Below are 25892 nucleotides of genomic sequence, written 5' to 3' on the forward strand. Positions count from 1 at the left end.
CATCGTTATTTATTTTATAAATAGGCTACGAACCAGAGAGTGTTTGCAAGGTCTCACTAAGTATTTGAGCGCTAGCGCTATGGCTATTAATCACCCGTGTTAAACCTAAGGTTTGGGCATTTCTTTCAATACGATCACTGACTACTAACCACAAACACTGGCATTGCCAATAATTATCTGGGTTATCAGAGGTGCTGACTAGGTATTTTACTAATGCTAATAATATATCGTTACTGGTAACGACAATACAGTTAATTTGTTGTGCTCGCCATTGCTCAGCAATATTTATTGCTAATGTTCGCCATACACGTAGGTAACTTTCGACATAACTAACGTTAGCACCGCGTTGCCTTAAACAATCGGCAATATGTTCTCGCCCACCATTACCACGAATTATGACGACTTTTTTACCAGTAACCTGTGCTAATTGCGGTAGCTTAAGTATACCTTCACTGTGCTCTTGCTGAGGTGGTGGCGATATAACGCTAGTAATACCTATTGCCTGTAGCGCTTGTTTGGTGGCATTACCAACAGCAAAAAACTTTTTGCATACCTTGTTATTTAGTGGGTAGCTGGCGTGAGTAAATTCAACGGCGGCAACACTAATAAAGATCAGTATATCGGCGTGTGCTAGCGCTGTGCAGATGTCGTTAGCACTGGCGTTACTTTGATAGTCAAATAAGGTTTGGCTGGTGTTGGCTATGCCTTGTTGGTTAAGTAATAAGGCAAGTTGTTGAGCTTTAGCCTTAGGTCTAGTGATTAAGACCTTAAGCGGTTTACCTAAGGTAAGTAAAGACGGCTCTGGTGTAGGTGTCTCAAGTGCTATCACTTGAGAGCTATGTTCGGCAGACTTAGGTGTTTTCGGCATTACTTTCTGCATACACTTGCTGTAAGATTTTATCGGCACCTCGATTAAGTAATTCTTGCGCAAGCTTATTGCCGAGTGCTTCAGCTTCTGCAACCGGGCCAGTAATTTCACTTTTAATTATTTCACTGCCATCAACAGCACCCACTAAACCACGTAAGTAAAGTTCTTTACCATCTGCAGAGATAACACCATAGCTGCCAATAGGTACCTGACAGCCACCTTGTAAGGCTCTGTTCATCGCACGTTCGGCTAAAACACGTATACGAGTGGTGCTACATTCTAACGGTGCCAACAAGGCTTTAATGGTTTCATCATCATTGCGACACTCAATGCCAACAGCGCCTTGGCCATTTGCCGGCAGCATGACTTCTGGTTCGATAAATTCTGCAATACGCTCAGGCATAGCTAAGCGAATTAGCCCGGCAGCGGCTAAAATGATGGCATCGTATTCACCGTCATCTAATTTTCTTAAGCGGGTGTTTACATTGCCACGTAAATCACGAACATCTAAATCTGGGCGGCTGGCTTTTAATTGACACTGGCGGCGTAAGCTTGACGTACCGACAATGGCGCCTTGTGGTAAATCGCTTAATGACTTGATGGTATTAGAAACAAAAGCATCACGGGGATCTTCACGAGGACAAATCACTGTTAAGCCTAAGCCATCAGGAAAATCCACCGGTACATCTTTCATAGAATGGACCGCAATATCAGCACGATTTTCAAGTATTGCCACTTCAAGCTCTTTAACAAATAAGCCTTTACCACCCACCTTGGCTAAAGGCGTGTCTAAAATGATATCGCCCTTGGTGGTCATAGGTACTAATTCAACGTTAATACCGGCATGAAAATGCTCAAGTTGAGCTTTAACATATTCAGCTTGCCATAAGGCGAGAGCGCTTTTGCGTGTGGCAATGCGAACTGTAGTGTTAGTCATTCTATTTATCCAAATATATCAAGGTTACTGAGCTGAAAGCGTTAATTCAGTTTCAGCTTGTATGCTTACCGCTTTTGATAAAAACTGCCAAAATTCATCACCACTGCGTTTATCTATCCAACGCTCGTTGTTAAAGACAAAGTGGTGACCGTTAAATTTTGTTGCTACCCATATTTCATGTAAGGGCGCTTGCTTGTTGATGATCACTTTGCTGGAATTTAGAAAAGTGAGCGTTAATAATCCGCCTACGGCTTCGTAATCTATATCGACACCAGAGTCTTCGACAGCTTCTTCTATAGCGAGAAGAAGTTCATCAGTGAGTAAGTTGTATTGGCTATCGTTCATTGCCTATCCTTTAACTATCATTATTTTTCTAAGTGAGTATTATTGTTGATAAGCATGTGAGTATAATGGTAATCAGACCAAATAAATATAGATATAGAGCGGTTAAGTTAAGCTAAAAACCTTGATTTAAACGACTTTCATGGTAAAAACCATCATGAGTACCAATAGACAGCGTTACTTACATCGTAATTTAAATATCAAAAAGATTTTACTGACTTTTCTCGCTGCAGTTTTTTTATCTGCTTGTGGTATTAAAGGTGATTTATATCAAACACCTGAGCAAGCAGTTACCGAGCCAGCTGAACAAAACCAAGCACAAACCGTAACAAGGCTTGATGAGTCAAAAAAACAACAAGCTGTGCAGCAGCCAATAGAGTCAGCAGTTATTCCTTCAGTAAAACAGTCAACAGACCAAGTTAAAGAGTCACCCTAATGTTAGTCAACTTTTCTAAAATGCATGGTTTAGGTAATGACTTTCTCGTGCTTGATAATGTCACGCAAAATGTTTTTTTATCACCAGAACAAATCGCTAAAATTGCTGACAGAAACTTCGGTGTTGGTTTTGATCAACTATTAATTGTTGAGCCGCCCTATGATCCCGATTTAGATTTTCATTACCGTATTTATAATGCTGATGGCAGTGAGGTCGGGCAGTGTGGTAATGGCGCTCGCTGTTTTGCAAAGTTTGTCCGGATGAAAGGCTTGTGTAATAAACATAAGATTAAAGTTTCTACCAGTACAGGCAAGATGAATTTACACATAGAGCGTGATGGTAATATTTCCGTCACTATGCCTGTGCCGCAATTTGAACCGAGTAAAATCCCTTTTACTGCCAAGAAAATGGAAGGCACTTATATTCTGCGCAGTGAAAGTGAAACTGTTTTATGTGGCGTTGTCTCTATGGGTAATCCACATTGTGTCGTTACCGTTGATAGTGTCGCGGAAGCGCCTGTTGCCTCACTTGGCAAAGAGTTATCAACCCATGAGCGTTTTCCTAAAGATGCCAATGTTGGTTTTATGGAAATCGTCTCGTCGAATTATATTAAATTAAGAGTCTATGAGCGTGGTGCAGCAGAAACCTTAGCTTGTGGTAGTGGTGCCTGTGCAGCCGTTGTTATTGGGTATATGCAGAAAAAACTAGCCAAACAAGTAACCGTAGAGCTGCCAGGTGGTAAATTACGCATATTTTGGCAAGGACCGGGTCACCCGGTGAAGATGTCAGGACCCGCCACTCACGTATTTGATGGCCAAATATCTATATGATACTAATCCCCAACCCTATTAGCGATAGCATGCAATGAAAGAAGAAACCAGTAACATGAATGATGTACAACAAGGTATCAATAGTGAAGATCTGCCATTAACGGATGAGTTAGTGGTCAGTTACTTACAAGATAACCCTGAATTTTTTAATCGTCATAATAGTTTAATGACCAGCTTACGTTTAATCGATGAGCAACGTGGCACTGTCTCTTTAGTTGAACGCCAACAACAGCTACTTCGCCAAAAAATACACGGTTTAGAAGATGAAATTACTCAGTTAATGTCGGTCGCTAATCATAATGAGCAGTTATTTGTGCTCTATAGTGATCTCTATTTACGTTTACTTGATTGTCAGTCTGCGGGGGAATTACTCGATTGCTTACATCACACAACTATTGAGTTGTTATCGCTATCATCGTTCAAATTGTGGTTACTTCCGGCAAATAATACCGCACTTACTCATCACAGCTTATCAACAAATGATTGTGCTGACATAATGCAAAATCGTTTAAGTAAGGAGGAATACTATTTTGGTCGCTTGCAAGAAAGTGAACAAACCCTGATATTCTCGCAGCCGTGTGCAGGCTCAGTGGTATTGATTAAACTAACTCATGAAGAAAAAGTACTTGGTTTTATGGCGATTGGTAGTGCCGAGGCCCACCATTTTGATCCACGAATGGATACCTTATTACTTAATCAATTTAAACGACTAGTGGCAAAATTGTTACAACAACAGTTAGCACTGTAGTACTCGCTTTTGCTAAATCAATTTAAACGGCTGCTTACCGAGTAAATGGCAAAATTGTTACAACAACAGTTAGCACTGTAGTACTCGCTTTTGCTAAATCAATTTAAACGGCTGCTTACCGAGTAAATGGCAAAATTGTTACAACAACAGTTAGCACTGTAGTACTCGCTTTTGCTAAATCAATTTAAACGGCTGCTTACCGAGTAAATGGCAAAATTGTTACAACAACAGTTAGCACTGTAGTACTCGCTTTTGCTAAATCAATTTAAACGGCTGCTTACCGAGTAAATGGCAAAATTGTTACAACAACAGTTAGCACTGTAAATATTTTAAGTATTATCAGGGTCATGTAAGACTATGCGATTTTACCGACGATTAACCACGATTAAGGCCATCAGTTTTGATTTAGATGACACCTTATATAATAACCGCCCAGTAATGCTAGCCATTGAAAAGCAAATGTTGCAGTATTTTACTGAAAGGTTTGCCCTTTTATTGCCTGAGTTAGTTCCTAAGCTAAAGCCGATTTTTAATCGACGTTTCTGGGCACCATATCGTCAACAAGCCCTGGCAGCTACACCTGACCTTAGCCATGATGTTGTTAGAGTTCGTTATGAAACTTATCGTTTGGGGTTGCTGGCACATAATGTCTCGGCAGAAGACGCGGTACAAGAAGCACAAGCGGGCTTAGATTTTTTTATTAGCTTACGTAGTGATTTTACCGTACCGAAAGCGAGCCATGAATTGTTAGCGAGTTTAAGCAAGGAGTTCCCTTTGGTAGCCATCAGTAACGGCAATGTAAATACCAAAACCTTGGGTATAGCTCACTACTTTCAACACATTTACCATGCGGGTTTTCAACGCGGTGCTAATCATGGTGAAAGTGGACACTTGCTAAGGCAAAAGCCTGCGGCAGATATGTTTACTTTGGTCTGTCAGCAGTTAACCATTCCAATGGAGCAGTTACTGCATGTCGGTGACTGTGGCTTTGCTGATATTTATGGTGCGTTAAATGCGGGCTGTCAGACTGCTTGGTTACCGCAATACGGTGTCGGTAAAAAATTACAGCAATTACCTCATATTGAATTGACCCAAGTAAGCGAACTGTTGCAATTACTTGATTATAAACAATAGGCATACCTAAATCCGTACAGTTGCTATAGCGCTTAGTGCTATAAAACAGATCAAAAACCTTATCTTTTGCTTGCTCACTACGCAGTAATTCAGTACGGGTTAATTGCGGTAACTTCATCTTTATTGAGCATGGGCACTGTCAGAATTAAAGATAAATAACGCAGCAACACTTGTTGGGGTATGCATCATAGCTTTGAAAGTAAACAGCAGTTAAATGCTCTAGTCGCTTGTTTTATAGTGTTATTTATCCTTGTTTTCTTTATTAATTCCTTGGATATCAAAATCAGTGTAGCGAAATTGACTAGCAGGAACGAGCTATAATGCGCTGTAAGGGTACTGTAAAAATAAACAGCAGATCACAACAACTAGTTTTAAATGGTGATATACTTTTACCTATTATTATTTAGCACCACTATCTACTTCATTAGATAATGCCACCGCAAGAAAGGTTTTTAACCCTATGGACGTTTCAGAATTACTCGACTCTCTTAATGATAAGCAGCGTGAAGTTGTTGCTGCCCCTAAGCAAAATATGCTTGTTTTGGCTGGCGCAGGTAGTGGTAAAACTCGAGTATTAGTGCAGCGTATTGCCTGGTTAATACAAGTAGAAAAAGTTTCATCACACAGCATATTGGCGGTAACCTTTACCAATAAAGCGGCGGCAGAAATGCGTGCTCGTGTTGAACAGGTAGTGGCTGGTAATACTCATGGTATGTGGATTGGCACCTTTCACGGTTTAGCACATCGTTTGTTACGTATGCATTTTAAAGAAGCCAATTTACCGCAAAGTTTTCAAGTATTAGACAGCGATGATCAATTACGCCTAATCAAAAGAATCGTTAGGTCACTAGAACTTGATGAGAAAAAATGGCCGCCTAAGCAATTTGTTTGGTATATCAATGGTAAAAAAGATGAAGGTCTACGTCCTAAGCATATAGATGCCCAATTTGATCCCACAGAAGAGTTATTTGTTAAAGTGTATAAAGCTTATCAAGAAACTTGTGACCGAGCCGGCTTAGTCGATTTTGCGGAATTATTATTGCGTGCCCATGAATTATGGTTGGAAAATCCTGTGTTGTTAGAACATTACCAACAGCGTTTTGGCCATATTTTGGTGGATGAATTTCAAGATACCAACGCCATTCAATATGCTTGGCTTACCATGTTAGGTAAAGCTCGCAGCAAGGTAATGATTGTTGGAGATGATGATCAATCTATTTATGGCTGGCGTGGCGCAAAAATAGAAAACATTGAACGATTTTTAAAAGAGTATGATGATACTAAAACGATTCGACTCGAACAAAACTACCGCTCCACCGCCAATATTTTGCAAGCAGCGAACCAATTAATTAGCAACAATAATAATCGCATGGGCAAAAAGTTGTGGACCGATGGTGAGGCTGGCGAAAAAATCTCAATTTATACCGCTTTTAATGAAATTGATGAAGCGCGGTTTATCGCCGGTCGTATTAAACAATGGCGTGATGACGGTGGCAAACTGGATGAAATAGCCATTTTGTATCGCTCTAATGCGCAATCTCGTTTACTTGAGGAAGCTCTATTACAAGGACAATTACCTTATCGTATCTATGGTGGCCAACGATTCTTTGAACGACAAGAAATCAAAGACACCCTTGCTTATCTGCGCCTTATCAATAACCGTGATGATGATGCCGCCTTTGAGCGTGTTATTAATACGCCAACCCGTGGCATTGGTAATCAAACCTTATCGTTAATTAGAGATGCCGCCCGTGGTATGGAAGTAACGCTGTGGCAAGCTTGTCAGCATATGTTGCAAGCAGAGCAACTAAAAGGGCGAGGTGCTAAAACCATAACCGCCTTTATCCAGCTTATTGAGCAATTAGAAGATGATACCCAGAATTTAGATTTAGATCAGCAAGCGAATTTTGTCATTAATAATAGTGGTTTAAAGGCTATGTACCAGGCAGAAAAAGGTGAGCGGGCTGCCCAACGTATAGAAAACTTAAATGAGCTGGTTACCGCCTGCCAAACTTTTGAAAGTGATCCTGAGTTAGTCGAAGAGCAAAGCCCATTAACCGCTTTTCTCACTCATGCGGCATTAGAGTCAGGTGAGTCACAAGCCGATGAATTTGAAGCCGCCGTACAGTTAATGACCATGCATTCAGCTAAAGGGTTAGAGTTTCCTCTGGTGTTTATTGCGGGACTTGAAGAAGGCATGTTCCCATCACAAAAATCGGTTGAAGAAATAGGGCGTTTAGAAGAAGAGCGTCGTTTGTGTTATGTCGGCATGACACGAGCAATGCGTAAGCTATACTTATGCCATGCTGAAAGTCGTCGCTTATATGGGCAGGAAAAACACCATAAAGCCAGTCGTTTTTTACGTGAATTACCTGAAGAGTGTATAGAAGAAATTCGTATGCAGGCGCAAGTAAAACGACCGAGTAAAGTGGGCAGATTCTCCAACACCTTTACCCTTGAAACCTTTGAAAATACAGGTTTTAAGTTGGGTCAGCTGGTTAAACATGCTAAGTTTGGTGAAGGGGTAGTGCTTAACTATGAAGGTAGTGGTACTCAGTCGCGTATTCAGGTGAATTTTGCCGATGTTGGTAGTAAATGGCTAGTGGTGGAGTATGCCAATTTAGAAACAGCCTAAGTTCAGCAGTGAACCTAACGTCCATAGAGTAGCCGATTTAAAATCTGAAGGTGTAGTGATGTCGCAAAGATTATTAGTGGTAGAAGACAGCAAACCGATAGCAACCGTTATCAAACAGATAGCCCATTCATTAAAATTTGAGGTGGTTATAGCGACCACCTTGGCTGAAGTAGAAGATATTTTATCTGCCGATACTGACTTTTTTGCCGCGACCATAGATTATGCGCTACCTGATGCGCTCGACGGTGAAGCCATCGCCTGTGTCTTATCCCATGGTATTCCTAGCATTGTGATGACAGGGAAAATGGATGATGAAACTCGGCAGAAAATATTATCTCAGCCGGTAATTGATTATATTCCCAAAGAGAATAGCCAAGCCTTTTTGTATTTAAAGCGCGTTTTACATTGGCAGCTAACCAATGATCAAAATACCATTTTAGTGGTGGATGACTCCTCGGCAGCGCGTAATCATATTGTTGAATTATTAAAACGTCGTAATTTTACTGTGGTAACCGCTAATAATGGTGTGCAGGCATTAGAGAAACTAGCTCAACACAAAAATATTAAAATGGTGATAACCGATTTAGAAATGCCGGAAATGGATGGTATCGAGCTGACCAATGAAATTCGCCGTATTTATACACGTGAGCAATTAGCCGTAATAGGTATCTCTGGCGCGACTAGCGGCATTCATTCAGCGCGTTTTATAAAAAATGGCGCTGATGATTTTTTACGGAAACCCTTTTGCCCGGAAGAATTTTATTGTCGTATTACCCAAAACATTGAGAGTTTGAATAATATTGCCAAAATTCAACATGCCGCCAATACGGATTATTTAACTGATCTTGCTAACCGTCGTGCTTTTTTCCATGCGGCTGAATTGCGCATTAAAGAATATATCCAGAAAAAAGTACCTTACTGTTTAGCTATGATAGATATCGACTTCTTTAAGAAGGTTAATGATAGCTACGGTCATGATGCGGGTGATCAGGTATTAAAAGTGATTGCGCTTTATATGCGTAAACACTTTAGTGCAGGGCTAACAGCACGTTTGGGTGGTGAAGAGTTTGCGGTATTATTACACGGCATTGATGTCGATAATTTGTATAACAGGTTAGACGACTTTAGACGCGAAATTTCCGTGTCGACTATTCCAGTCGGTGGAGTACCTATATCAATAACGTTAAGCCTTGGCGTGATTTTTGATAGCAAAGATAAGTTCGCTAAGCAAATGAATGAAGCCGATAATGCCTTATATTTAGCAAAAGAAAATGGTCGTAATCAAGTGGTTATCTCAGGCGCTGAACTCGAAGACTAACTTGCCACCTTAAAAAATAAATAAAAGAGCGCTTATCACTGCTGAGGATAAGCGCTTTTTTTTCGCCTACTTTTATGCGCGTTTTCTTAACGAGTCTAAGGTATAGAGTGCTAATGCCGCCCAAATGAAAATAAAGGTGATCAGCTCAGCACTTTTCATGGTTTCTTGATAATAAAAAGTCGCCAATAAAAACATAATACTTGGCCCTAAATATTGAAAAAACCCTAAGCTTGACAGTGTTAACCTTTTTGCTGCTATAGTAAATAATAATAATGGTGCTGTGGTTACCAGGCCTGCCATGATCAAAGTAAAATTCAAACTAGAGCTATTTAACGCCATATTACTGGTACTGCTTTCAACAAAGAAAAACCAATAAATCAGGGCTATCGGTAGCATTAACAATGACTCAATAAATAAGCCAATAAATGAATTAACCGGCAGTTTTTTTCTTATTAAGCCATAAATGGCAAAGGTAGTGGCTAAGGCGAGTGAAATCATTGGCAGAGTACCTAAGGCAACCAACTGCACCAATACACCCGTCAGGGCTAAACCTACCGCTATTAATTGATTACGGCGTAAACGTTCATGAAAAAATATCATGCCAAGGACAACATTAAAGAGTGGGTTAATGTAGTAACCTAAACTGGCATCGAGCAAGTGGTTATTATTAATTGCCCAAATAAACAGAAACCAATTTACCGCCAGAAAGCTAGCTGATAAAGACAGCAAGAGTAATATCTTTGGCTGACGGAAAACAGTAACGAGCTGTGACCATTTTTTCATAACGACAATCATCACTAGCAAAAATAAAGCTGACCAAATAACCCTATGCATTAATATTTCACCGGGCTCAATTTCGTTGAGTAATTTAAAATATATTGGCGCAAAGCCCCACAGTAGGTATGCGCTTAAGGCACTTAAGGCGCCGTTACGGCTGCTATTGGCTTCAAGTTGATCAGAGGTTGCTGTACTCATCAGTTAATCATTCCAGGGCAAGCTATAAGGAAAGGCGGAATAATAACATGACCTTAAGCTGTGTAAGTACTAAAAGTTCAGTACTTATTGTTGGCGGTGTAAACTTGTTAATACGAGGAACGGTAAGCTGGCTATACAGCCATAATAGTCACCATGGGTTTTTAGTATGGCAGCGAAAATTATGTTCAAGGTGGGTTTTTTATTAATGGCGTGGTCTTAAAAATAGGGGCTATCAAGAGCATGAATTATGAATTTTAAGGTAACTTGGCCATAAATATCAATAAGATCGACGCTAAGTTAAAAATATATTTTTCTGTACTATGTTTTCACTGCACCGCTGAGTTAAAATAGCTTTATTACTCCTTAGAAAATTAGTCGACACCTTCTTGAATTCCTCAGTAGCCACAGCCAATACAGCAAGCAGTGCAATAGATAATGCCTTATTGCTTGAAACCTTAAAACACTATTTTGGCTATGAAAGTTTTCGTACCGGTCAAATCGAGATTATTAATAATTTATTGCAAGGGCGAGATTCTCTGGTATTAATGCCTACCGGCGGGGGTAAATCGCTGTGTTATCAATTACCAGCGGTGTTGTTGCCAGGGGTTACTATTGTTGTTTCGCCTTTAATTGCCTTGATGAAAGATCAAGTAGATGGCTTAACTCACCAAGGCATATCGGCGGCGTTTATTAACTCTAGCCTAGAGCAAAGCGAGATCAATGATATTTTTGCTCGCTTAGGGCGAGGTGAAATTAAGTTACTGTATGTGGCGCCGGAACGTTTAACTAATTACTACTTCCTACAAAGCTTAAGGCAATTGCCCTTAAGTTTATTTGCTATTGATGAAGCACACTGTATTTCTCAATGGGGCCATGATTTTAGGCCAGCTTATACCAAGCTACAATGTTTAAAACAAAATTTTCCTACGGTACCTGTGATGGCATTAACCGCTACGGCGGATGTCACCACCCGCAAAGATATTTTGCACCAGCTGGCGCTGCCAAACCCCTATATTCATCTTGATAGCTTTGACCGTCCCAATATCCGTTTTACCTTAGCGCCTAAATATAATGGCGAAAAGCAGTTGCTCGGTTATATCAAAAAGAAAGGCGAAGATAGCGGCATTATTTATTGTAACAGTCGTTGGCAAGTAGACAAACTGACTAAGTATTTAGCGGCCAGCGGTATAAATTGTGCGGCTTACCATGCCGGTTTAGAGAATGAAATCCGTACCATAGTACAAGAAGGATTTACTAAAGATAACATTCAGATAGTGATAGCTACCGTTGCCTTTGGCCTAGGTATTAATAAACCTAATGTCCGTTATGTTATACATTTTGAGCCACCACGTTCCTTGGAATCTTATTATCAAGAAATAGGTCGCGCTGGGCGTGATGGTTTAGACGCAGAAGCCTTATTTTTGGTTGATGAAAAAGATGTCGCCCGCATTAAGAAACGTATTAGTGAGGGCGATAACCCTGAGCGAGTAAATGTTGAAATGCAGCGCTTTGCTGCCATGAATGCTTTTATTGACGCACAAACCTGTCGTCGACAAGTGGTACTGAATTATTTTGCTGAATATACCGAAAAAGGCTGTGGTAACTGCGATATTTGCTTAGACCCACCGAGTCAGTTTGATGGCACTATAGAGGCACAAAAAGTATTATCATGTGTATATCGTATCGAGCAACAAGGTGATATTGACCATGTAATTGCCGTGTTACGCGGTGAACTTACCGATAAAATTAAACAGTTAGCACACGATAAAGTCTCTACCTTTGGTTTAGGCAAGGGAAAAACTGCCGGTTATTGGTACTCGATTATTGGTCAGCTAATACACTTAGGCTATTTGCAGCAAGATATCGAGCAACAATCTATTTTATGTTTAACACAAGCCTCGGGTGTGGTATTAAAAGCGCAAGAGCCATTAATGTTAGCCAGCCCACGTTTACAAAAAGCCAGCTACTGGCAGCAAAAAATCCCACAAAAGAGTTATGATCGGGCTTTATTTGCCAAATTGCGTGAACTGCGTAAAGCCATTGCCGATGGCGAAGATATTGCACCCTTTATTGTCTTTAATGATGCCACCTTATCTGAATTAGCACGGGTAAAACCGAAAACCTCTCGGGGCATGCTTGCTATCAGTGGTATAGGTGAAGTGAAGTTATCCCGTTATGGTCAACCATTTTTGGCCTTGATTAAGGAACATGGCTAAACAGTTCCTTGATTACTTGAAGTAGGTAGGAATCAATTTGTAGTAAGCCCGTTACCATTTTCTTTATTGAGTATCTGGTTAGTTTCTCTATTCGCCATAGCGTCTTTTAACCTGAGTTCGATAGAATATTTAACCGCAGATAAAAAAGCCACTGAACTTAAATAAGTTAGTGGCTTGGTCGTTAACATGAAATAACTGAGCGAAGCCAGGATAAGAAGGCTAATTTATACTGATTTGAACCGATACCAGTTTAAAGCAAGTGTAGTTAATCTTTCTCAGCAGCTTCAGTTTGTGCTGTTGTTTTATCTTGAGCTTGTTCTTGCGCTTTTTTTTCATCATGGCCTTCGCCACCACAACCAGCCATAATTTACTCCATTATTAACGTTGAGAAATAAAGTCTCGAAATGCTTTTTTGACATAACACTTCGAATTAAATAGGACTTGTTGCAATAGTACCTGAGTAATATTCTCAGGTACTTGCTCAAGATCAGCTTTGCTCATATAAAGTAAAGGTTAACGATACTTTGACTTTTTACTCTGCTACTTTGGTAACACCTTAAAACCCATGTTAAACAAGGTAAAGGCATAGATATCGGCATATTGATCGATAGTTTTAGATACCGGTGTACCAGCACCATGACCAGCATTGGTTTCAATACGGATAAGCATTGGTGCATTGCCAGCTTGTTTTGCTTGTAACTCAGCAGCAAACTTAAATGAATGTGCCGGCACTACACGGTCATCATGATCGCCAGTAGTGATCAAGGTCGCTGGGTAGCTAACACCAGCTTTAACATTGTGTACGGGCGAATAAGCTTGTAAGTATTTGAACATTTCTTCACTTTGCTCAGCGGTACCGTAATCGTATGCCCAACCTGCACCCGCAGTGAAGGTATGGTATCTCAGCATATCTAATACACCAACGGCTGGTAAAGCTACTTTCATTAGATCAGGACGTTGTGTCATAACAGCACCAACTAATAAACCGCCATTAGAGCCGCCATTAATGGCTAAGTAATCACTAGACGTATAATCTTTTTTGATTAAGTACTCAGCAGCAGCAATAAAGTCATCAAAAACATTTTGTTTGTCTAACTTGATACCAGCGTTATGCCACTTTTTACCGTATTCACCGCCGCCACGTAAGTTAGCAACAGCATAAATACCACCTTGCTCTAGCCATACCGCACGAGCAACACTAAATCGTGGCGTTAAACTAATATTGAAACCACCATAACCATATAAAATAGTCGGATTTTTACCATTAAGTTCAATACCTTTTTTATAGGTAATGATCATAGGTATTTGTGTGCCATCTTTTGATGGATAAAATACTTGTTTTGATTCATAAGCATTACTGTCAAATTTAGCGCCTGACTTACGGTAAACGTCACTATTGCCATTATCTATATTGTAGCTATAGATGGTACCTGGCGTTTTGTAGTTGCTAAATGAGTAATATAAGATACTTTCGTCTTTGTCACCTTCTAAGGCAGAAGTACTACCAATACCGGGTAAGTTGATTTCACGCACTTGTTTACCTTGATAATCGTATTGGTAAACTTTCGAAATAGCATCAACCATATACTCAGTAAAGAAGTAACCGCCACCCGTAGAAGCGCTTAGTACATATTTAGTTTCGGCAATAAAGTCGGTCCAGTTTTTACTTGCTGGTGCGCTCGCATTTACCGTGACAATTTTCTTATTTGGCGCATTTAGATTAGTCACTAAAAATAGCTTATCGCCCTCATTTTCAAGTAGATAAGTATCGGCATCAAAGTTATCGGTAATGGTTACTAATGGGCTATCTGGCTTACTTAAGTCTTTAAGATAAAGATCGTTACCTGAGGTTGAAATTGCACCTGAGATAAGTAAGAAGCGGTTATCTTCGGTGACAGTACCACCAACGTAACGACGCTTTTGTTCGGCAGTGTTACCAAAAATAATTTTATCGTCTTTTTGTGGTTGACCTAAGACATGGTAATAAAGTTTATGTTGATCGGTTTTTGCCGATAACTCACTGCCCTCTGGCTTATCATAACTTGAGTAGTAAAAACCTTCATTTTTAAACCATGAGATACCTGAGAATTTCACATCAACAAGTGGTGTCTCTAATACTTTTTTTGTTTCTACATCAATAATGATGATTTTACGCCAGTCACTACCACCTTCAGAAATAGCATAAGCGGCAATTGAACCATCTTTTGAGAAGCTAAGTTGTCCCAAAGACGTGGTGCCATCTTCACTGAAAGTGTTTGGATCTAAAAATACTTCAGCAGTGCCACCGTCTTTTTGACGATAAACCACATACTGGTTTTGCAAACCATCATTTTTATAAAAATAGGTATAGTTACCCTCTTTGAAAGGAGCACCCACTTTTTCATAGTTCCATAATTCAGCTAAACGAGACTTTAGTTGGTCGCGGTAAGGAATTTTCGCTAAGTAATCAAAAGTCACTTTGTTTTCGGCTTTAACCCAAGCGCTAGTTTCTTCACTACGGTCATCTTCTAACCAACGGTATGGGTCGGCAACATCAGTACCAAAGTAATTATCAACTACGTCACCTTTAAGCGTTACTGGGTAACTAATTTTTTGTGCTTGAGTGACTGCGATTGGGTCTGATGTTTGTTTAATGCTGTTGCCAGTACAACCGGCTAATACACTAGTGACCAAGATACTGGTCAAGAAAATACTTTGTTTGTTCATTTGAGTCTCGCTTGTTGAAGTGAGTATTATGCCGCGACTAGTACTTAGCGACATATTGACATTTATTTTACAAATCGTTGAGCAGTGTAGCAGAGGAGGCTTTAGTAAAACTATGGCTTACCTCATTGAGTGGTGAGGCAAGCGGCAGTATTTTGTTACAGAGTATTACTAACTGTTTGTCGGAGGTGAAATTAGCGCATAACTTGCTAAGTTTAAGCTAGGTTAATGAATACTGTAACCTTCTCATGGTGGGTAACTAGGTACTTATTAACATAGCTTATGCATCATATTGGCATTAATAGCGATTTCTTAGCTCAGGCACGTCGGTGTGGTATTGCACAAACTCTACTTCGTAACCATCGGCATCTAGAAAATAGATGTTCTCTCTATACTTATCAGGGGTGCCGTCTTTATGGATAGGGAAACCAGCTTGGGTTATCCGCGCTATGGTACCTTTTAAGTCACTGGTAACATAGGCAAAATGCGCTAAACCTACTTGATGGCCGGTTAAGTCTCTATTGTCACCAACACCATTATCGGCAAAGGCGATATATTGATAGTCATCACCAAAGTGTAGCCAATTTCTTGGTTTGCCAGACCATTCACCTTTGTCACCACCACGTACATGCCAGTGAGGAAAAGCGGCGCGGTAAAAAGCTAAACTTTTTTCTATATCACTGACCACTAAGTTAATGTGTTCTAAGGTAATCATAATTGCTCTCCGTTACCTATTTTGTAGGTATATTTTTAATAAGTGTAGTCGTTTTATGCCTGGTATTTTTTCTCAATCCGCCAAGGCGGATTTAAACGATTTTCTCCTGCCCAATAGAGTTTTATGTTGTTGCCACTAGGGTCAACTAGGCTTGCTTCGCGCCACAGGTAGGACTGATCTGTTGGTAACTGTTCAAATTGAATGCCTCGTTGTTGATTTACTTTAGTCTGACGATTAATTTACATACCGTACGGGTATAAATACTCGTTGTTATAGGTATTGCCTTGTAAGGTTTCACGTAATATTTTCATCGCCTGGCTGTAATAAAACAGTGTATGTAAGCTATAACCAATACGGTGGCGGATACTTTTATCTCGACGAGTTATAGCGTGATCTTCTTGCTGGTTATGTTCATTAATCGTATTAAGAATTTCTTCAACATTTCTAATAATTAGGTGATCGGGAATAGCAACTAACTTGTTATTGGAAAAGGCATTCATGCGTAATTCTGCGATAGGGTAAGCGCCGCTAATACCATTAACCACAGACACTAGCAGTACTGGTTTATGACCAATATCGGCCGCTTGCGCCATCATTAATAAGTTTTTTAATAACGGTGAGGCTGTACCGCCCCATTCCGGGGTAATAAGTATTAAGGCATCCATCGTTTGTAATTGAGCATTTATGGCCAGCCAATCACTATCATCTTGTTGTTTACTCATCTCTTCACCATCCCATAGTGGTAGGCGCTGTTTACATAATTCAATATGCTGAACGGCACTAAATTGACTACTGTTGTCAGCTAGGTAATTAGCAACTTTAGCGCTTTGTGATTGAGTACGTTGACTGGCACTGATAATAACTAAATTCATCACAATTCTTTCCCGGTATTAAGTAAAGCTTTCTATTTATATAATAAGGTAAACACTTTACAAAAGAAGATCAAGTAAAATATAAACAAAAAACTTTACTTAATATGATGCTAGACGATGAAATCATGCTAAAAATGGGTAATAATGGCGTTATACCTACCTTTCGGCCGGAGATCTAATGAAGACTCATGAAAAAATAATTCAGCTATTAAAGACCGAAGGGCCTTTAACGGCAAAAATACTGGCGAGCGAATTAGGTCTTACCACCATGGGAATTCGCCAGCATGTGCAAGGACTAGAAGACTCTGGCGATGTGGTTTTTAAAGATGAAAAAGCGCCTCGTGGCAGGCCAACCAGGTATTGGTCGTTAACGGATAAAGGTCATAGTCGTTTTGCTGATCGTCATGATGAATTAACCGTGCAGTTACTCGATTCGGTGATTAGCATCTTTGGTGACGATGGCATGGAAAAGCTGATCAGTCATAGAGAAGAAACGGCGATGGCAAACTATCGATTAGCATTGGCCGATAGATTTGGTATCGAAGAAAAATTACAGACTTTAGCGAAACTGCGTAGTGATGAAGGTTATATGGCGACAGTGGAACAGCATGACGGCGTTTTTTGGTTAATGGAAAACCATTGCCCTATTTGTGCCGCGGCCAGTAAGTGCTTAAGTTTTTGTCGTTCGGAATTACAAATGTTTCAAGCGCTTATGAGTGAGGTAGCTACCGTTAGCCGAGAAGAGCATATTATTGATGGTGCACGGCGCTGTGCTTACAAAGTAACACCCACTTAAAGTGGACTTACCTAGCAGTGCTGCAGCATGAGTATATTGTTTTAATGCAATTTCTTTATTACCAACAAAAACAATATTGCCCCGTAATAAGCGCTAGCCCGAAAGGAAAGAGCAGTAGTGCTAATGAAGACTTTAATTTAAGTGTATTTAGAAAGGTAAACATTTTATCACATCCATGATGTTTAAATAAAAACATTGATGGCTAGGGAATATCCAGAAATCATAAGCTAATAAAAGTATTTGATTAGGCTTTAATTACTTGTATTTTCTTTGAATTTATAGTGAAAACAGGCACCAGACTTCGTTTTTTTTACTTCGATAGAGCCATTGATTTTTTGGTTAATTAAGTTAAAGACAATAGACATGCCTAAACCTATGCCACCTTGTGCGCGCGCTGTGGTAAAGAAAGGTTCAAAAATATGTTGCTGTGCTTTTTTAGATAAACCACGGCCATTGTCACTGTATATAACGTCGACTTCACCCGTAGTGAGCTGTTTAATCTCAATAGTAATTTTATTTTCTTGACGGGCATTATCTACCTCAGCATTGTGCTTGCTAGCAAAACCATGTTTAACACTGTTACTGATTAAATTAGTTAATATTTGTGCATGGATACCCGGGTAGGTAGCCAAAACTATTTGCTCTTGACACTCTATAGTAAGGCTAACCTTTTGCGGTTTAAGGATAGAGCGCAAGGTCGAAATGACTTGTTGATAATATTGACCAATATCAAGCGTTTCAATTTCTAATTGATGCTGATCAGCAGCAGTTTTTTTAAAGCTGCTAATTAATTTTTTAGCCCGGTTTAAGTTCTCTCCTTGCATCGCTATGGCACTTTCTGACGTTTTACGGAAGCGCTCCATATCTTTCATACTTAGGCTTTTAGTCGCCAGTTTATCTTGTAATTTATTAAATTCATCGGCCAAAATACTGTGGGTAGTTATGGCGATACCTAGAGGCGTATTTACTTCATGTGCAACACCGGCAACTAAGTTACCTAAAGCAGACATTTTTTCTGATTCTACTAATTGTTGCTGTGTTAGTTGTAATTGTTTTACTGTTTCGGATAGCTCTAAGGTGCGCGCAGCTATTTTATCCTCAAGGGATTGTTCATAATCAAGGCGTTCCAGTTCGGCGGCAATTCTACCTGAGAATAATTGAAATAGCGCCGATGTTTCTTTTTCCTTTTTATGCTCAGTTTCGAATAAGGCGACAATTATGCCGATCACTTGCTGTTTTGAATCAAGGAGCGGTGTACCTAAATAGGCTTGAATTTTCATATCAAACAATAATTGGTCTTTAGGGTAATACTTACAAATATCTTTAGGGTAGAAGCATACCGAATCATCAGCGACATTAGCGCAAGGGGTATTTTCTAGGGAATACTCAAAGTTATCAACAATTTTTCCTTTGGCAACTAACACCTCTGTTCTACAACTATGAGCATGCGAATCTAACCGGGCAATAAAGGTGTAGTCAGCAGCAATCACTTTATTGAGCGCTAAGGTTACCTTAGTAAAAAATTCATCGCCATAACTGTTTGATACTGCCTCAATAATTTCTTGAATGTGAGTTAACATAGATACTCCCAAGTGCCACCATAACTTAACTATGGCATAAGCCATTTTATTTTTCATAAGTTATCTTCGCCTCTGTAGCGAAATAAAAATAACTTACTGATAAATAATATTATTGGCCTTATGTGCAACTATGAGTGAAAATTACTCGCATTTACTTTTGTTTTAGTTAATTATAGAAAAGGTAGTATTATTCTTGGGATAACTATGGTGCATTATAAGTATTTACATAGACGTTCATTTGTTCGAGATGGCTTGTGGTTACTGGCAATAAATGCCATTTTGTTTGCTTTCTTTGCTCATTATGACGTCTTAGAAGTTATTATTAATTTGGTCAAAGAGTATGAGCATTGGGAGCTTGATGAGTTTTTACCTTTAGGCGCTAGCTTAACGTTTAGTTTAGTTATTTTTATTTATCGTCGCTTGGTGGAATTGGGGCGAGTCACTCAAGCTTTTGAAGACCTTGCCAAACAAGACCCTCTAACACATGCTTATAATCGGCGTGCAGGTCAGGTTATATTGCACAATTTTTGTCAAAAAGCGCACCGTGAGGGCGAAGGCTTTAGTTTATTACAGCTTAATATTGATAATTTTAAGCGCATTAATGACTGCTATGGCCCGAGTGTTGGTGATGATATTTTAATAAAATTGGTTGCTATCATTCAAAAAAACATCCCGGCAAAGAGCGAACTTATCCATTGGCACAGCGATAATTTTCTTTTAGTTTTACCAACAAGTATCACTTCCCCTTATGAGTTTGCTAACAATCTTAGAGAAACCATAGCCCAGCAACTTTTTACTACCGATACTATTACTTGCAGTATGGGTTTAGCCACGTGGCAAAAAGGCTTTTCTTTATCCGATATGCTGCATAATGTTGAAGATGCCTTGTTGGATGCTAAAGCGGCAAACAAAAATACCATTAAGGTCGCTTAACGGTATTTAGCTGCAGTTGTCATCACTCTACATTCCGAATGTGAATGTAGATTAATGGCGTTAGCTGAGACGCTAGATTAAAGGCCTTATCGGTATCATAAAATTTATTGGCAAAAGCGGGTATACCGCAGTCATGAAATAGTCCTAGGGTATATAAATCGCCAGCTGACATCCCTAGAGATAACTTTAGCAAAATCGGCAAGAATGGCTTCATTATCATGCATTAGGCGTTACTTGCGGGTTAATTAAATCAACAATTATTCACTATCGAATAGCTCAGTTAATGTAGCTACTTGCTCTGTTAATGAGGCAACTTGTTGCTCTAACTCAGTGACTCTCTGAGCAAGTTGATTTTTATTGTCTGTGGGGGCTATTTTAACTGGATTATCACTGAATTCAGCCAAGCTGCTTTCATCAAAATCTGATAGTAAATGTACATAGCGTGAATCACGCCTTCCTGGCTCACGTGCCAGTTTTTTCACCAGTGGTTGACCGTTTAAGTCTTGTAATTGCTTTAAGGCATCTTCAACGGCACTAACATCGCTAAAGTCAGTCAGGCGATTAGTACGCGTTCTTAACTCACCCGGCGTTTGCGGTCCTCTTAGTAACAGTACACAAATAATGGCTCTTTGCTGGGCGGTGAATTTTAAACTGCCAAATTCGGTATCACAAAAGCGATGGAAATATTTATTTACTCGGCTGGAGGCCTTATGGTCGACCATTAATTTATTCAGTTGCACCAACTCATCGACTACGTTTTGCACGTCACTTTCTGATAATGACATTACTGGATCACGGTTGCTTTTTTGATTGCAGCCGAGAGTAATACCGTTTAATGACAGTGGGTATTGCTCTGGTGTGGTGGTTTCTTTTTCAAGCATGACGCCGATAATGCGGCATTGCTCAGCAGAGAGTGAGATCATTTGAAGGCATCCTGATAAATTAGATGTCGATGTTATAGCAAGCAATATGCGACATTACTAGACTAATATTGTTGATTGCTAATAAAAAAGCCACAGTTAATGATGGAGCTAACTATGGCTTTTTTATCGATAATATTGGCTTGAGTATTATTCTATATTCGCAATCTACTTATTGGTTTATTTTTTAAGTAATTGAAATATTTTGTTTTAATTTCATTGTTGGGCTATTTTTTATTCTTTGCCCACCATGTTTTCCACCAATAGGTAGGGTGAATTGAAAGTATTAAATAATTCAAATCATAGTTCTATAGCTAGAATAAATATTTACCTCTAGATATAAACCGCGGAACGACCTTACCGTTTTTTATACCAGTTATCATTTCATCTATATCATTAATAAACTCTTTGCTTGATGAGTTAATATATGTCCAGCAACTAAAAGTGTTAGATGTGTCAACTAGCCATTCTTTTATATGATAGGCAATTTTTAAAGCTTTATCTGAATCTCCAATAGCCCAGTAGCTCAATGCGATGCATTGCTTGAAGTTCGTATCACCTATATTAAATACATCCACTTCCTCTATATCATTTATAACTAATTGAAGTAGGTCTTGAGGCGCTTCATTTGTGACACCCCATTCAGCCATGGCATAATTAAAGATAGTGCTGACTTGATCGCTATGGCTTGGTCGTTTACTACCCATTAATTCTATAGATTTTTTAAATTCACCTTTTGCTAAATAGATCAAAGATAAATGTAATTTCGCATATTTGATTTCATCTTCTAATTTTTTATCTTGTAACTTTTCATTTGATTCAATTAAAAATAAAAGAGCATGAATGGCTAAATCTAGTCTTGAATATTCAGAAGTAAAATACTTATTAATTAAGTTTATTAGCTCATTGTTTTCAAGGTTTTGAAATGCAGGGCTATTAATTATCATCGTTAGTTTTGATGGATCTATTCTGACAACCATATTCACAGCAAGTCTAATACTTGAATATTCTAAGTCGGTAGACTTCAGTGCACTAGATATGGAGTCAAGTGCCTCGTTATTAGCATTTAGGGCTATATACAGTCTAGCCTGTCTTAATTTAGTCGTGGCTTTTATATCACCGAGTTCTATAGCTCTATTAATTAATGATAAAGACTCTTCGACATCACCATACCGTTCAATTATCTGACTTAATAAGTTTAATATTGAAGGATTGTTATTGTGCTTTTCCTGTATGGATTTCAATCTGTCTTCAGTGACTTTTTGGCTATCAGGGCTTCTAGACTTAACTAATGTCTGTAGGTAAGAAGTTGCACCTTCAACATCCTCATCATTTTTTAACATTATTTCATTTGTTAATTTTCTATACTCTTGAGCCAACTGCGTTCTTGGTCGGTGCAAAGTAAAGATCTGCTGATTTAGTAGTGCTAGGCTATTATATCTATGTATTTCTGCCGTTAATTTATCGTAATTTAAGCTTTTTGAAAAATTTGCTAAAGTGTCACATAAAATCTGATTCTCATCATCCAAATCAGGAACATTAGATGAAACAAAATGCATTTCAATTTGTGATAGGTTATTAGACTCTATGGTATTTTGCTTCTCTACGGCACCAACTACTTTTTTAAGGCCTGTAAGATTCTGCTCATTTGGAAAGAAAAGAAATACTATTGAATTAGGAAGTTGCCTTGTGCATATTCCTCCGACATCAGTATGGCCTGTCCTTGAATCAATTAGTACATAGTCAGGGTTATATTTTTCTTTCCATTGTGCTTTGAGGTCTTCAAAAAATAGATATCCAGATCTATTCTCGTATAAATCATTCCAATCTAATCGAGATAATCTTGTTGAGTATGTATCATCTAGGTTTCCTGATGGCATCAACCATAACTTTCCATCATTTAATATATCTAAATTACAGTCATAAATGTGTTGGGTGACATCAGGAGATTCATTACTTTCTAGGTAAGACTCAATATATTCAACAACACCACTTTTCGGGGCTTCGTTAAGCCCAAAGTCAAAAGTGTGTAGTCCTGGCGCTTCTAAATCAAAATCAACCATCAGGACTTTTTTGCCTCTATTTGCCAACTCAGTAGCAACATTTGCAAGAGACATTGAGCGGCCTACGCCACCTTTAAATGAGTAAAAAGTTACAACATACATTTTATTAAAACTCTATAATTGAAAGCTTCTTGATTTTTCGACAAGAGTAGGAACCAACTGAATATAATAAAATTTAGGTGTTGGTTGTGAACTAATATTAGTTCGTATATCTGAAAACAATCTATTCATAATTTTTTCATCGGATAGAAGACGAAGAAGTACATCATTTGATTTTGACTGGTGCAATAAACCCGACTCCCATCTAGTAATACTTGCACTTCCAAAGCCAGTCAAATTAGAGAAATCCTTAACAGACAGTTTATGTTTTTTACGGATATCTTGTACTTCGCTAGGAAGTAATATGTCCAAATATTTACAAATAGCATTATGCTTAATCTGCTCAGCTTCTTGTGCAGTATATTCAAATTCACATTCTGAACAAGAATACACAGGTAGTTGAACCTCTAATATTACAATTTTTCTTCCATGCTTATACTCAAATTTGGAGTCTATACAATCTAGTGTTACTTGATCACTTCCACAACACTCACATGACATCACTATTTGATTTGAATTATTATCATTCATAAATATAATCCTTAATTTCTGTCGCTAATATGAAAGCTTCTTCCAATAACTTTGTCTTTTGCACCCATGTGTACTTTTATATACAACGGTGTTTGACCTTGCACTAGAATGTGCAGCATCACAGAAGCTTCTTTTCCTGGGGGCTTGTTTAATATTATATATTTAACTTCTTGGTTTTTATCTTCCAATAAATCTGCTATAAGGTGCCATGCTGAGTCGTCTGAAAAGGGGAATCCAACTTTTGGGTTTTCAATTTTTTGAGGCGCCCAATCTGAAGGAAGTTCTGGTGAGTGCCTGTTCACTCGAGAACGCGTATGCCTTGCTTTAGATGCCATCAAAATTCTTATTGGTTCTAATTCTGTCGTCAAAATCCACTTCCTTTAACTGATTCTATCATATGATAGGTTTTTTGCTATGTTATTTTGTTTTATTCGTTTAGCGGTAAAAAATCATATCATATGATTGTTTTGTTCAAATTTAAAACGATTCCAACCAATAATATTTTTATTAACCTTGATTTTATCATATGAGGTAATTTGTAAATATGATAATTATCAATACTATAGTAACTGATAAGTAAACTTTAGGTTAGAAATAGTTAAGTCTTATAAAATGTGACGCGTCACACCTAAAATATCATTCCTCGATCTTGGTAAGGTCAGAAACTTTTTAATACGCGCACGTAAAAAAAAGCCTGAGGGTACGGTCACCATGCTATAGGCTCTAGAGATTTTACCTCCCCCCCCTATGCAGCCCTTTTTAATAAAGGGTCTAATATAATAGACTCATTATCGTGCGAGTAAAAAATAGCAGACACCCACTCAAAGGAAAAAAACTTCACGACTCTACTAGCTTTAAATAATCATCAAATACTGTTTTTTGAGAGTTTTTATGGCTACCGCAAGAAAACAGTAAATAAGTTTAGCTGATACCCATTACTGTAATTAACTAGCCATTAACTAGGGCAGCCACCGATAACTCTGAATATGATTAGAAGGTTCAACGCAGGGAAAAAATCTTAGATTATGTAGTTTTAGAATACTGCAACGCCTTCAATTTTAATGAAGCTTGGTGACATTGATTCTTATCACGATTAAAATTGGTACCCTAATCAACTACATCTTTTTTTATTCGTTCTTTTTATTAGATAATGTTTTTATTGCGTCAGCTAAATCTTGATCAACTTGGCTGGGCTTTAAATCAATAACGCGTCTAAATTTATCGTATTCTTGTTTTGCTTTTTGCTTGGCCTGTTCTGCAGATATTTTCCCTGCATGGGTTAATACATCAAAATCGCTTAACTTAAGGAAGTCACTTAATTTATTAGCCCAATCAACCATCTTCATTAGCTTACCGTTTCGTGCTTGCAGCTCAGCAAACTCCAAGTAAGAAGTAACTAAGCGATTTAATATTTCAAGCTCATCCTCAGCTAAGAAATTCTTACCTGTGACTACTTCTTTACGAGTTGGCTCTTTTCCTGAATCTTTTCCCGCGTAATTTGTTAAACCTAAATGTGGCTTATCGGCATCAATACGTTGGTAAACTACTTCTGCAGCAGTATGGCCATGTGCGGCCCAATGCATTTTATTTTGTACTTGAGCAAAAAAGTGCACACTTTGCTGAGCTTTACCGTCGTAATCGATACTGGTTGCGTAGATATCACAAACTTTACGGTAGAAGAGCTTTTCGGATGAACGAATATCACGAATACGATTAAGTAATTCTTCAAAATATGGGCTAGATTCAGGTTGTTTTAAACGTTCATCATCCATGACAAACCCTTTAATCAAGTATGATTGCAAGGTGTTAGTTGCCCATTGTCTAAATTGAACACCTTCTTTAGACCTTACTCGATAACCGACAGCAAAAATTGCGTCTAAATTATAATATTCAAGTAACCTTGTTACCTCTCTCTCACCCTCTATTTGAACTGTTGCATATTTTGCAATGGTTGCTTCTTGTACTAATTCAGCATCCTCATATATGTTCTTAAAGTGCTTAGAAATAACTGACTTATCACGCCCGAATAATGTAGATAACTGGTTGAGGTTTAACCATAACGTATCATTTTCAAGTCGACACTCAACTTTAGTTTGTCCGTCAGAGCTTTTAAATAGGAAAAACTCTCCGTTAGGAGCATTAGGTATTAAACTGTCACTCATTAACTACTCCGTTATTTCTTATGTTCTAGTGTTTTTGTGATGGTCTTTACTTACCATTTAGCTTGCCGACAATACTACA

Annotated in this window: 22 protein-coding genes and 1 pseudogene; 9 read left to right on the top strand and 14 right to left on the bottom strand. The window is 38.6% G+C overall.

What is annotated here, in order from left to right:
* Window positions 1–25 precede the first annotated feature (25 nt).
* Genes MTCD1_RS02690 through cyaY form a run of 3 tightly spaced genes read right to left on the bottom strand, consistent with a single transcriptional unit; the run spans window position 26 to window position 2150 of the window.
* Window positions 26–868 (bottom strand): uroporphyrinogen-III synthase, encoded by an 843-nt coding sequence (locus tag MTCD1_RS02690; protein WP_057179185.1) that lies wholly within the window; start codon window positions 866–868, stop codon window positions 26–28.
* Complete coding sequence (gene hemC, locus MTCD1_RS02695) at window positions 852–1805, bottom strand: hydroxymethylbilane synthase (RefSeq protein WP_057179186.1); 954 nt, start codon at window positions 1803–1805, stop codon at window positions 852–854. Before hemC ends, MTCD1_RS02690 begins: the two co-directional genes overlap by 17 nt.
* Window positions 1806–1829: 24 nt before the next feature.
* Window positions 1830–2150, bottom strand: coding sequence for an iron donor protein CyaY (gene cyaY, locus MTCD1_RS02700; protein WP_057179187.1), 321 nt, complete (start codon window positions 2148–2150; stop codon window positions 1830–1832).
* Between the two features lie 154 nt (window positions 2151–2304).
* Between cyaY and lptM the strand changes: the two genes are divergently transcribed.
* The 6 genes from lptM to MTCD1_RS02730 all read left to right on the top strand — a co-directional run bounded on the left by lptM (window position 2305) and on the right by MTCD1_RS02730 (window position 9248).
* On the top strand, window positions 2305–2583 hold the full coding sequence (gene lptM, locus MTCD1_RS02705) for an LPS translocon maturation chaperone LptM (RefSeq protein WP_082606383.1): 279 nt from the start codon (window positions 2305–2307) through the stop codon (window positions 2581–2583).
* Window positions 2583–3413, top strand: coding sequence for a diaminopimelate epimerase (dapF, locus tag MTCD1_RS02710; RefSeq protein WP_057179189.1), 831 nt, complete (start codon window positions 2583–2585; stop codon window positions 3411–3413). The genes lptM and dapF overlap by 1 nt, the downstream gene beginning before the upstream one ends.
* Before the next feature lie 34 nt (window positions 3414–3447).
* Window positions 3448–4161 carry a DUF484 family protein gene (locus tag MTCD1_RS02715; RefSeq protein ID WP_231732930.1) on the top strand — a complete coding sequence of 238 codons (714 nt, stop codon included), beginning with the start codon at window positions 3448–3450 and terminating at the stop codon, window positions 4159–4161.
* Between the two features lie 357 nt (window positions 4162–4518).
* Window positions 4519–5295, top strand: coding sequence for an HAD family hydrolase (locus tag MTCD1_RS02720; RefSeq protein ID WP_057179190.1), 777 nt, complete (start codon window positions 4519–4521; stop codon window positions 5293–5295).
* A gap of 460 nt (window positions 5296–5755) precedes the next feature.
* Entirely contained in the window at window positions 5756–7930 is a 2175-nt protein-coding gene (gene uvrD / locus MTCD1_RS02725) for a DNA helicase II (RefSeq protein WP_057179191.1), read from the top strand.
* A 58-nt stretch (window positions 7931–7988) separates the two neighbouring features.
* Window positions 7989–9248: a diguanylate cyclase gene (locus tag MTCD1_RS02730; RefSeq protein ID WP_057179192.1), complete on the top strand. Its 1260-nt coding sequence runs from the start codon at window positions 7989–7991 to the stop codon at window positions 9246–9248.
* Between the two features lie 72 nt (window positions 9249–9320).
* Here the strand turns inward: MTCD1_RS02730 and rarD are convergent, their stop codons facing one another.
* A complete protein-coding gene (gene rarD / locus MTCD1_RS02735) occupies window positions 9321–10223 on the bottom strand; it encodes an EamA family transporter RarD (RefSeq protein WP_057179193.1) in 903 nt (300 codons plus the stop codon).
* A gap of 386 nt (window positions 10224–10609) precedes the next feature.
* Between rarD and recQ the strand changes: the two genes are divergently transcribed.
* Complete coding sequence (gene recQ / locus MTCD1_RS02740; RefSeq protein WP_082606369.1) at window positions 10610–12439, top strand: DNA helicase RecQ; 1830 nt, start codon at window positions 10610–10612, stop codon at window positions 12437–12439.
* A 540-nt stretch (window positions 12440–12979) separates the two neighbouring features.
* On the opposite strand, the gene MTCD1_RS02745 is transcribed toward recQ, so the two are convergent.
* The 4 genes and pseudogenes from MTCD1_RS02745 to MTCD1_RS02760 form a co-directional block, all read right to left on the bottom strand.
* Window positions 12980–15145, bottom strand: a complete 2166-nt coding sequence (locus MTCD1_RS02745; protein ID WP_057179194.1) for a prolyl oligopeptidase family serine peptidase — start codon at window positions 15143–15145, stop codon at window positions 12980–12982.
* Between the two features lie 295 nt (window positions 15146–15440).
* Window positions 15441–15857, bottom strand: a complete 417-nt coding sequence (locus MTCD1_RS02750) for a VOC family protein (RefSeq protein WP_057179195.1) — start codon at window positions 15855–15857, stop codon at window positions 15441–15443.
* A 53-nt stretch (window positions 15858–15910) separates the two neighbouring features.
* Window positions 15911–16072, bottom strand: a pseudogene (locus MTCD1_RS21650) (VOC family protein); the annotation flags it as partial.
* 24 nt (window positions 16073–16096) lie between these two features.
* Entirely contained in the window at window positions 16097–16729 is a 633-nt protein-coding gene (locus MTCD1_RS02760; protein ID WP_057179196.1) for an NAD(P)H-dependent oxidoreductase, read from the bottom strand.
* Window positions 16730–16907: 178 nt separating this feature from the next.
* On the opposite strand from MTCD1_RS02760, the gene MTCD1_RS02765 reads away from it, so the two are divergent.
* Window positions 16908–17525 carry a helix-turn-helix transcriptional regulator gene (locus MTCD1_RS02765; protein ID WP_057179197.1) on the top strand — a complete coding sequence of 206 codons (618 nt, stop codon included), beginning with the start codon at window positions 16908–16910 and terminating at the stop codon, window positions 17523–17525.
* Between the two features lie 251 nt (window positions 17526–17776).
* On the opposite strand, the gene MTCD1_RS02770 is transcribed toward MTCD1_RS02765, so the two are convergent.
* Window positions 17777–19162 carry a GAF domain-containing sensor histidine kinase gene (locus MTCD1_RS02770; RefSeq protein WP_057179198.1) on the bottom strand — a complete coding sequence of 462 codons (1386 nt, stop codon included), beginning with the start codon at window positions 19160–19162 and terminating at the stop codon, window positions 17777–17779.
* Between the two features lie 147 nt (window positions 19163–19309).
* On the opposite strand from MTCD1_RS02770, the gene MTCD1_RS02775 reads away from it, so the two are divergent.
* Entirely contained in the window at window positions 19310–20038 is a 729-nt protein-coding gene (locus MTCD1_RS02775; protein WP_057179199.1) for a GGDEF domain-containing protein, read from the top strand.
* Window positions 20039–20295: 257 nt separating this feature from the next.
* Here the strand turns inward: MTCD1_RS02775 and MTCD1_RS02780 are convergent, their stop codons facing one another.
* From MTCD1_RS02780 to MTCD1_RS02800, 5 genes are all read right to left on the bottom strand, one after another.
* Entirely contained in the window at window positions 20296–20961 is a 666-nt protein-coding gene (locus MTCD1_RS02780) for a YceH family protein (RefSeq protein WP_057179200.1), read from the bottom strand.
* Window positions 20962–21272: 311 nt separating this feature from the next.
* On the bottom strand, window positions 21273–23123 hold the full coding sequence (locus MTCD1_RS02785; protein ID WP_082606370.1) for a KGGVGR-motif variant AAA ATPase: 1851 nt from the start codon (window positions 23121–23123) through the stop codon (window positions 21273–21275).
* 12 nt (window positions 23124–23135) lie between these two features.
* Entirely contained in the window at window positions 23136–23651 is a 516-nt protein-coding gene (locus MTCD1_RS02790; protein WP_057179202.1) for a type II TA system antitoxin MqsA family protein, read from the bottom strand.
* A gap of 11 nt (window positions 23652–23662) precedes the next feature.
* A complete protein-coding gene (locus MTCD1_RS02795) occupies window positions 23663–24019 on the bottom strand; it encodes a hypothetical protein (RefSeq protein WP_143760081.1) in 357 nt (118 codons plus the stop codon).
* A gap of 759 nt (window positions 24020–24778) precedes the next feature.
* Window positions 24779–25813, bottom strand: coding sequence for a virulence RhuM family protein (locus MTCD1_RS02800; RefSeq protein WP_057179204.1), 1035 nt, complete (start codon window positions 25811–25813; stop codon window positions 24779–24781).
* Window positions 25814–25892: the final 79 nt, after the last annotated feature.

The sequence above is a fragment of the Colwellia marinimaniae genome (genome assembly GCF_002207865.1).
GTDB classification, from domain to species: Bacteria; Pseudomonadota; Gammaproteobacteria; order Enterobacterales; family Alteromonadaceae; genus Colwellia; species Colwellia marinimaniae.

What these genes read in the sequence shown, in the direction of transcription:
- rarD (WP_057179193.1), bottom strand. Translation starts at nt 10,223, where the DNA reads ATGAGTACAGCAACCTCTGATCAACTTGAAGCCAATAGCAGCCGTAAC.
- MTCD1_RS02775 (WP_057179199.1), top strand. Translation starts at nt 19,310, where the DNA reads ATGGTGCATTATAAGTATTTACATAGACGTTCATTTGTTCGAGATGGC.
- MTCD1_RS02785 (WP_082606370.1), bottom strand. Translation starts at nt 23,123, where the DNA reads ATGTATGTTGTAACTTTTTACTCATTTAAAGGTGGCGTAGGCCGCTCA.
- MTCD1_RS02765 (WP_057179197.1), top strand. Translation starts at nt 16,908, where the DNA reads ATGAAGACTCATGAAAAAATAATTCAGCTATTAAAGACCGAAGGGCCT.
- uvrD (WP_057179191.1), top strand. Translation starts at nt 5,756, where the DNA reads ATGGACGTTTCAGAATTACTCGACTCTCTTAATGATAAGCAGCGTGAA.
- hemC (WP_057179186.1), bottom strand. Translation starts at nt 1,805, where the DNA reads ATGACTAACACTACAGTTCGCATTGCCACACGCAAAAGCGCTCTCGCC.
- dapF (WP_057179189.1), top strand. Translation starts at nt 2,583, where the DNA reads ATGTTAGTCAACTTTTCTAAAATGCATGGTTTAGGTAATGACTTTCTC.
- MTCD1_RS02760 (WP_057179196.1), bottom strand. Translation starts at nt 16,729, where the DNA reads ATGAATTTAGTTATTATCAGTGCCAGTCAACGTACTCAATCACAAAGC.
- MTCD1_RS02745 (WP_057179194.1), bottom strand. Translation starts at nt 15,145, where the DNA reads ATGAACAAACAAAGTATTTTCTTGACCAGTATCTTGGTCACTAGTGTA.
- MTCD1_RS02800 (WP_057179204.1), bottom strand. Translation starts at nt 25,813, where the DNA reads ATGAGTGACAGTTTAATACCTAATGCTCCTAACGGAGAGTTTTTCCTA.
- MTCD1_RS02730 (WP_057179192.1), top strand. Translation starts at nt 7,989, where the DNA reads ATGTCGCAAAGATTATTAGTGGTAGAAGACAGCAAACCGATAGCAACC.
- MTCD1_RS02690 (WP_057179185.1), bottom strand. Translation starts at nt 868, where the DNA reads ATGCCGAAAACACCTAAGTCTGCCGAACATAGCTCTCAAGTGATAGCA.
- MTCD1_RS02720 (WP_057179190.1), top strand. Translation starts at nt 4,519, where the DNA reads ATGCGATTTTACCGACGATTAACCACGATTAAGGCCATCAGTTTTGAT.
- MTCD1_RS02750 (WP_057179195.1), bottom strand. Translation starts at nt 15,857, where the DNA reads ATGATTACCTTAGAACACATTAACTTAGTGGTCAGTGATATAGAAAAA.
- MTCD1_RS02790 (WP_057179202.1), bottom strand. Translation starts at nt 23,651, where the DNA reads ATGAATGATAATAATTCAAATCAAATAGTGATGTCATGTGAGTGTTGT.
- MTCD1_RS02715 (WP_231732930.1), top strand. Translation starts at nt 3,448, where the DNA reads ATGAAAGAAGAAACCAGTAACATGAATGATGTACAACAAGGTATCAAT.
- lptM (WP_082606383.1), top strand. Translation starts at nt 2,305, where the DNA reads ATGAGTACCAATAGACAGCGTTACTTACATCGTAATTTAAATATCAAA.
- cyaY (WP_057179187.1), bottom strand. Translation starts at nt 2,150, where the DNA reads ATGAACGATAGCCAATACAACTTACTCACTGATGAACTTCTTCTCGCT.
- MTCD1_RS02770 (WP_057179198.1), bottom strand. Translation starts at nt 19,162, where the DNA reads ATGAAAAATAAAATGGCTTATGCCATAGTTAAGTTATGGTGGCACTTG.
- MTCD1_RS02780 (WP_057179200.1), bottom strand. Translation starts at nt 20,961, where the DNA reads ATGATCTCACTCTCTGCTGAGCAATGCCGCATTATCGGCGTCATGCTT.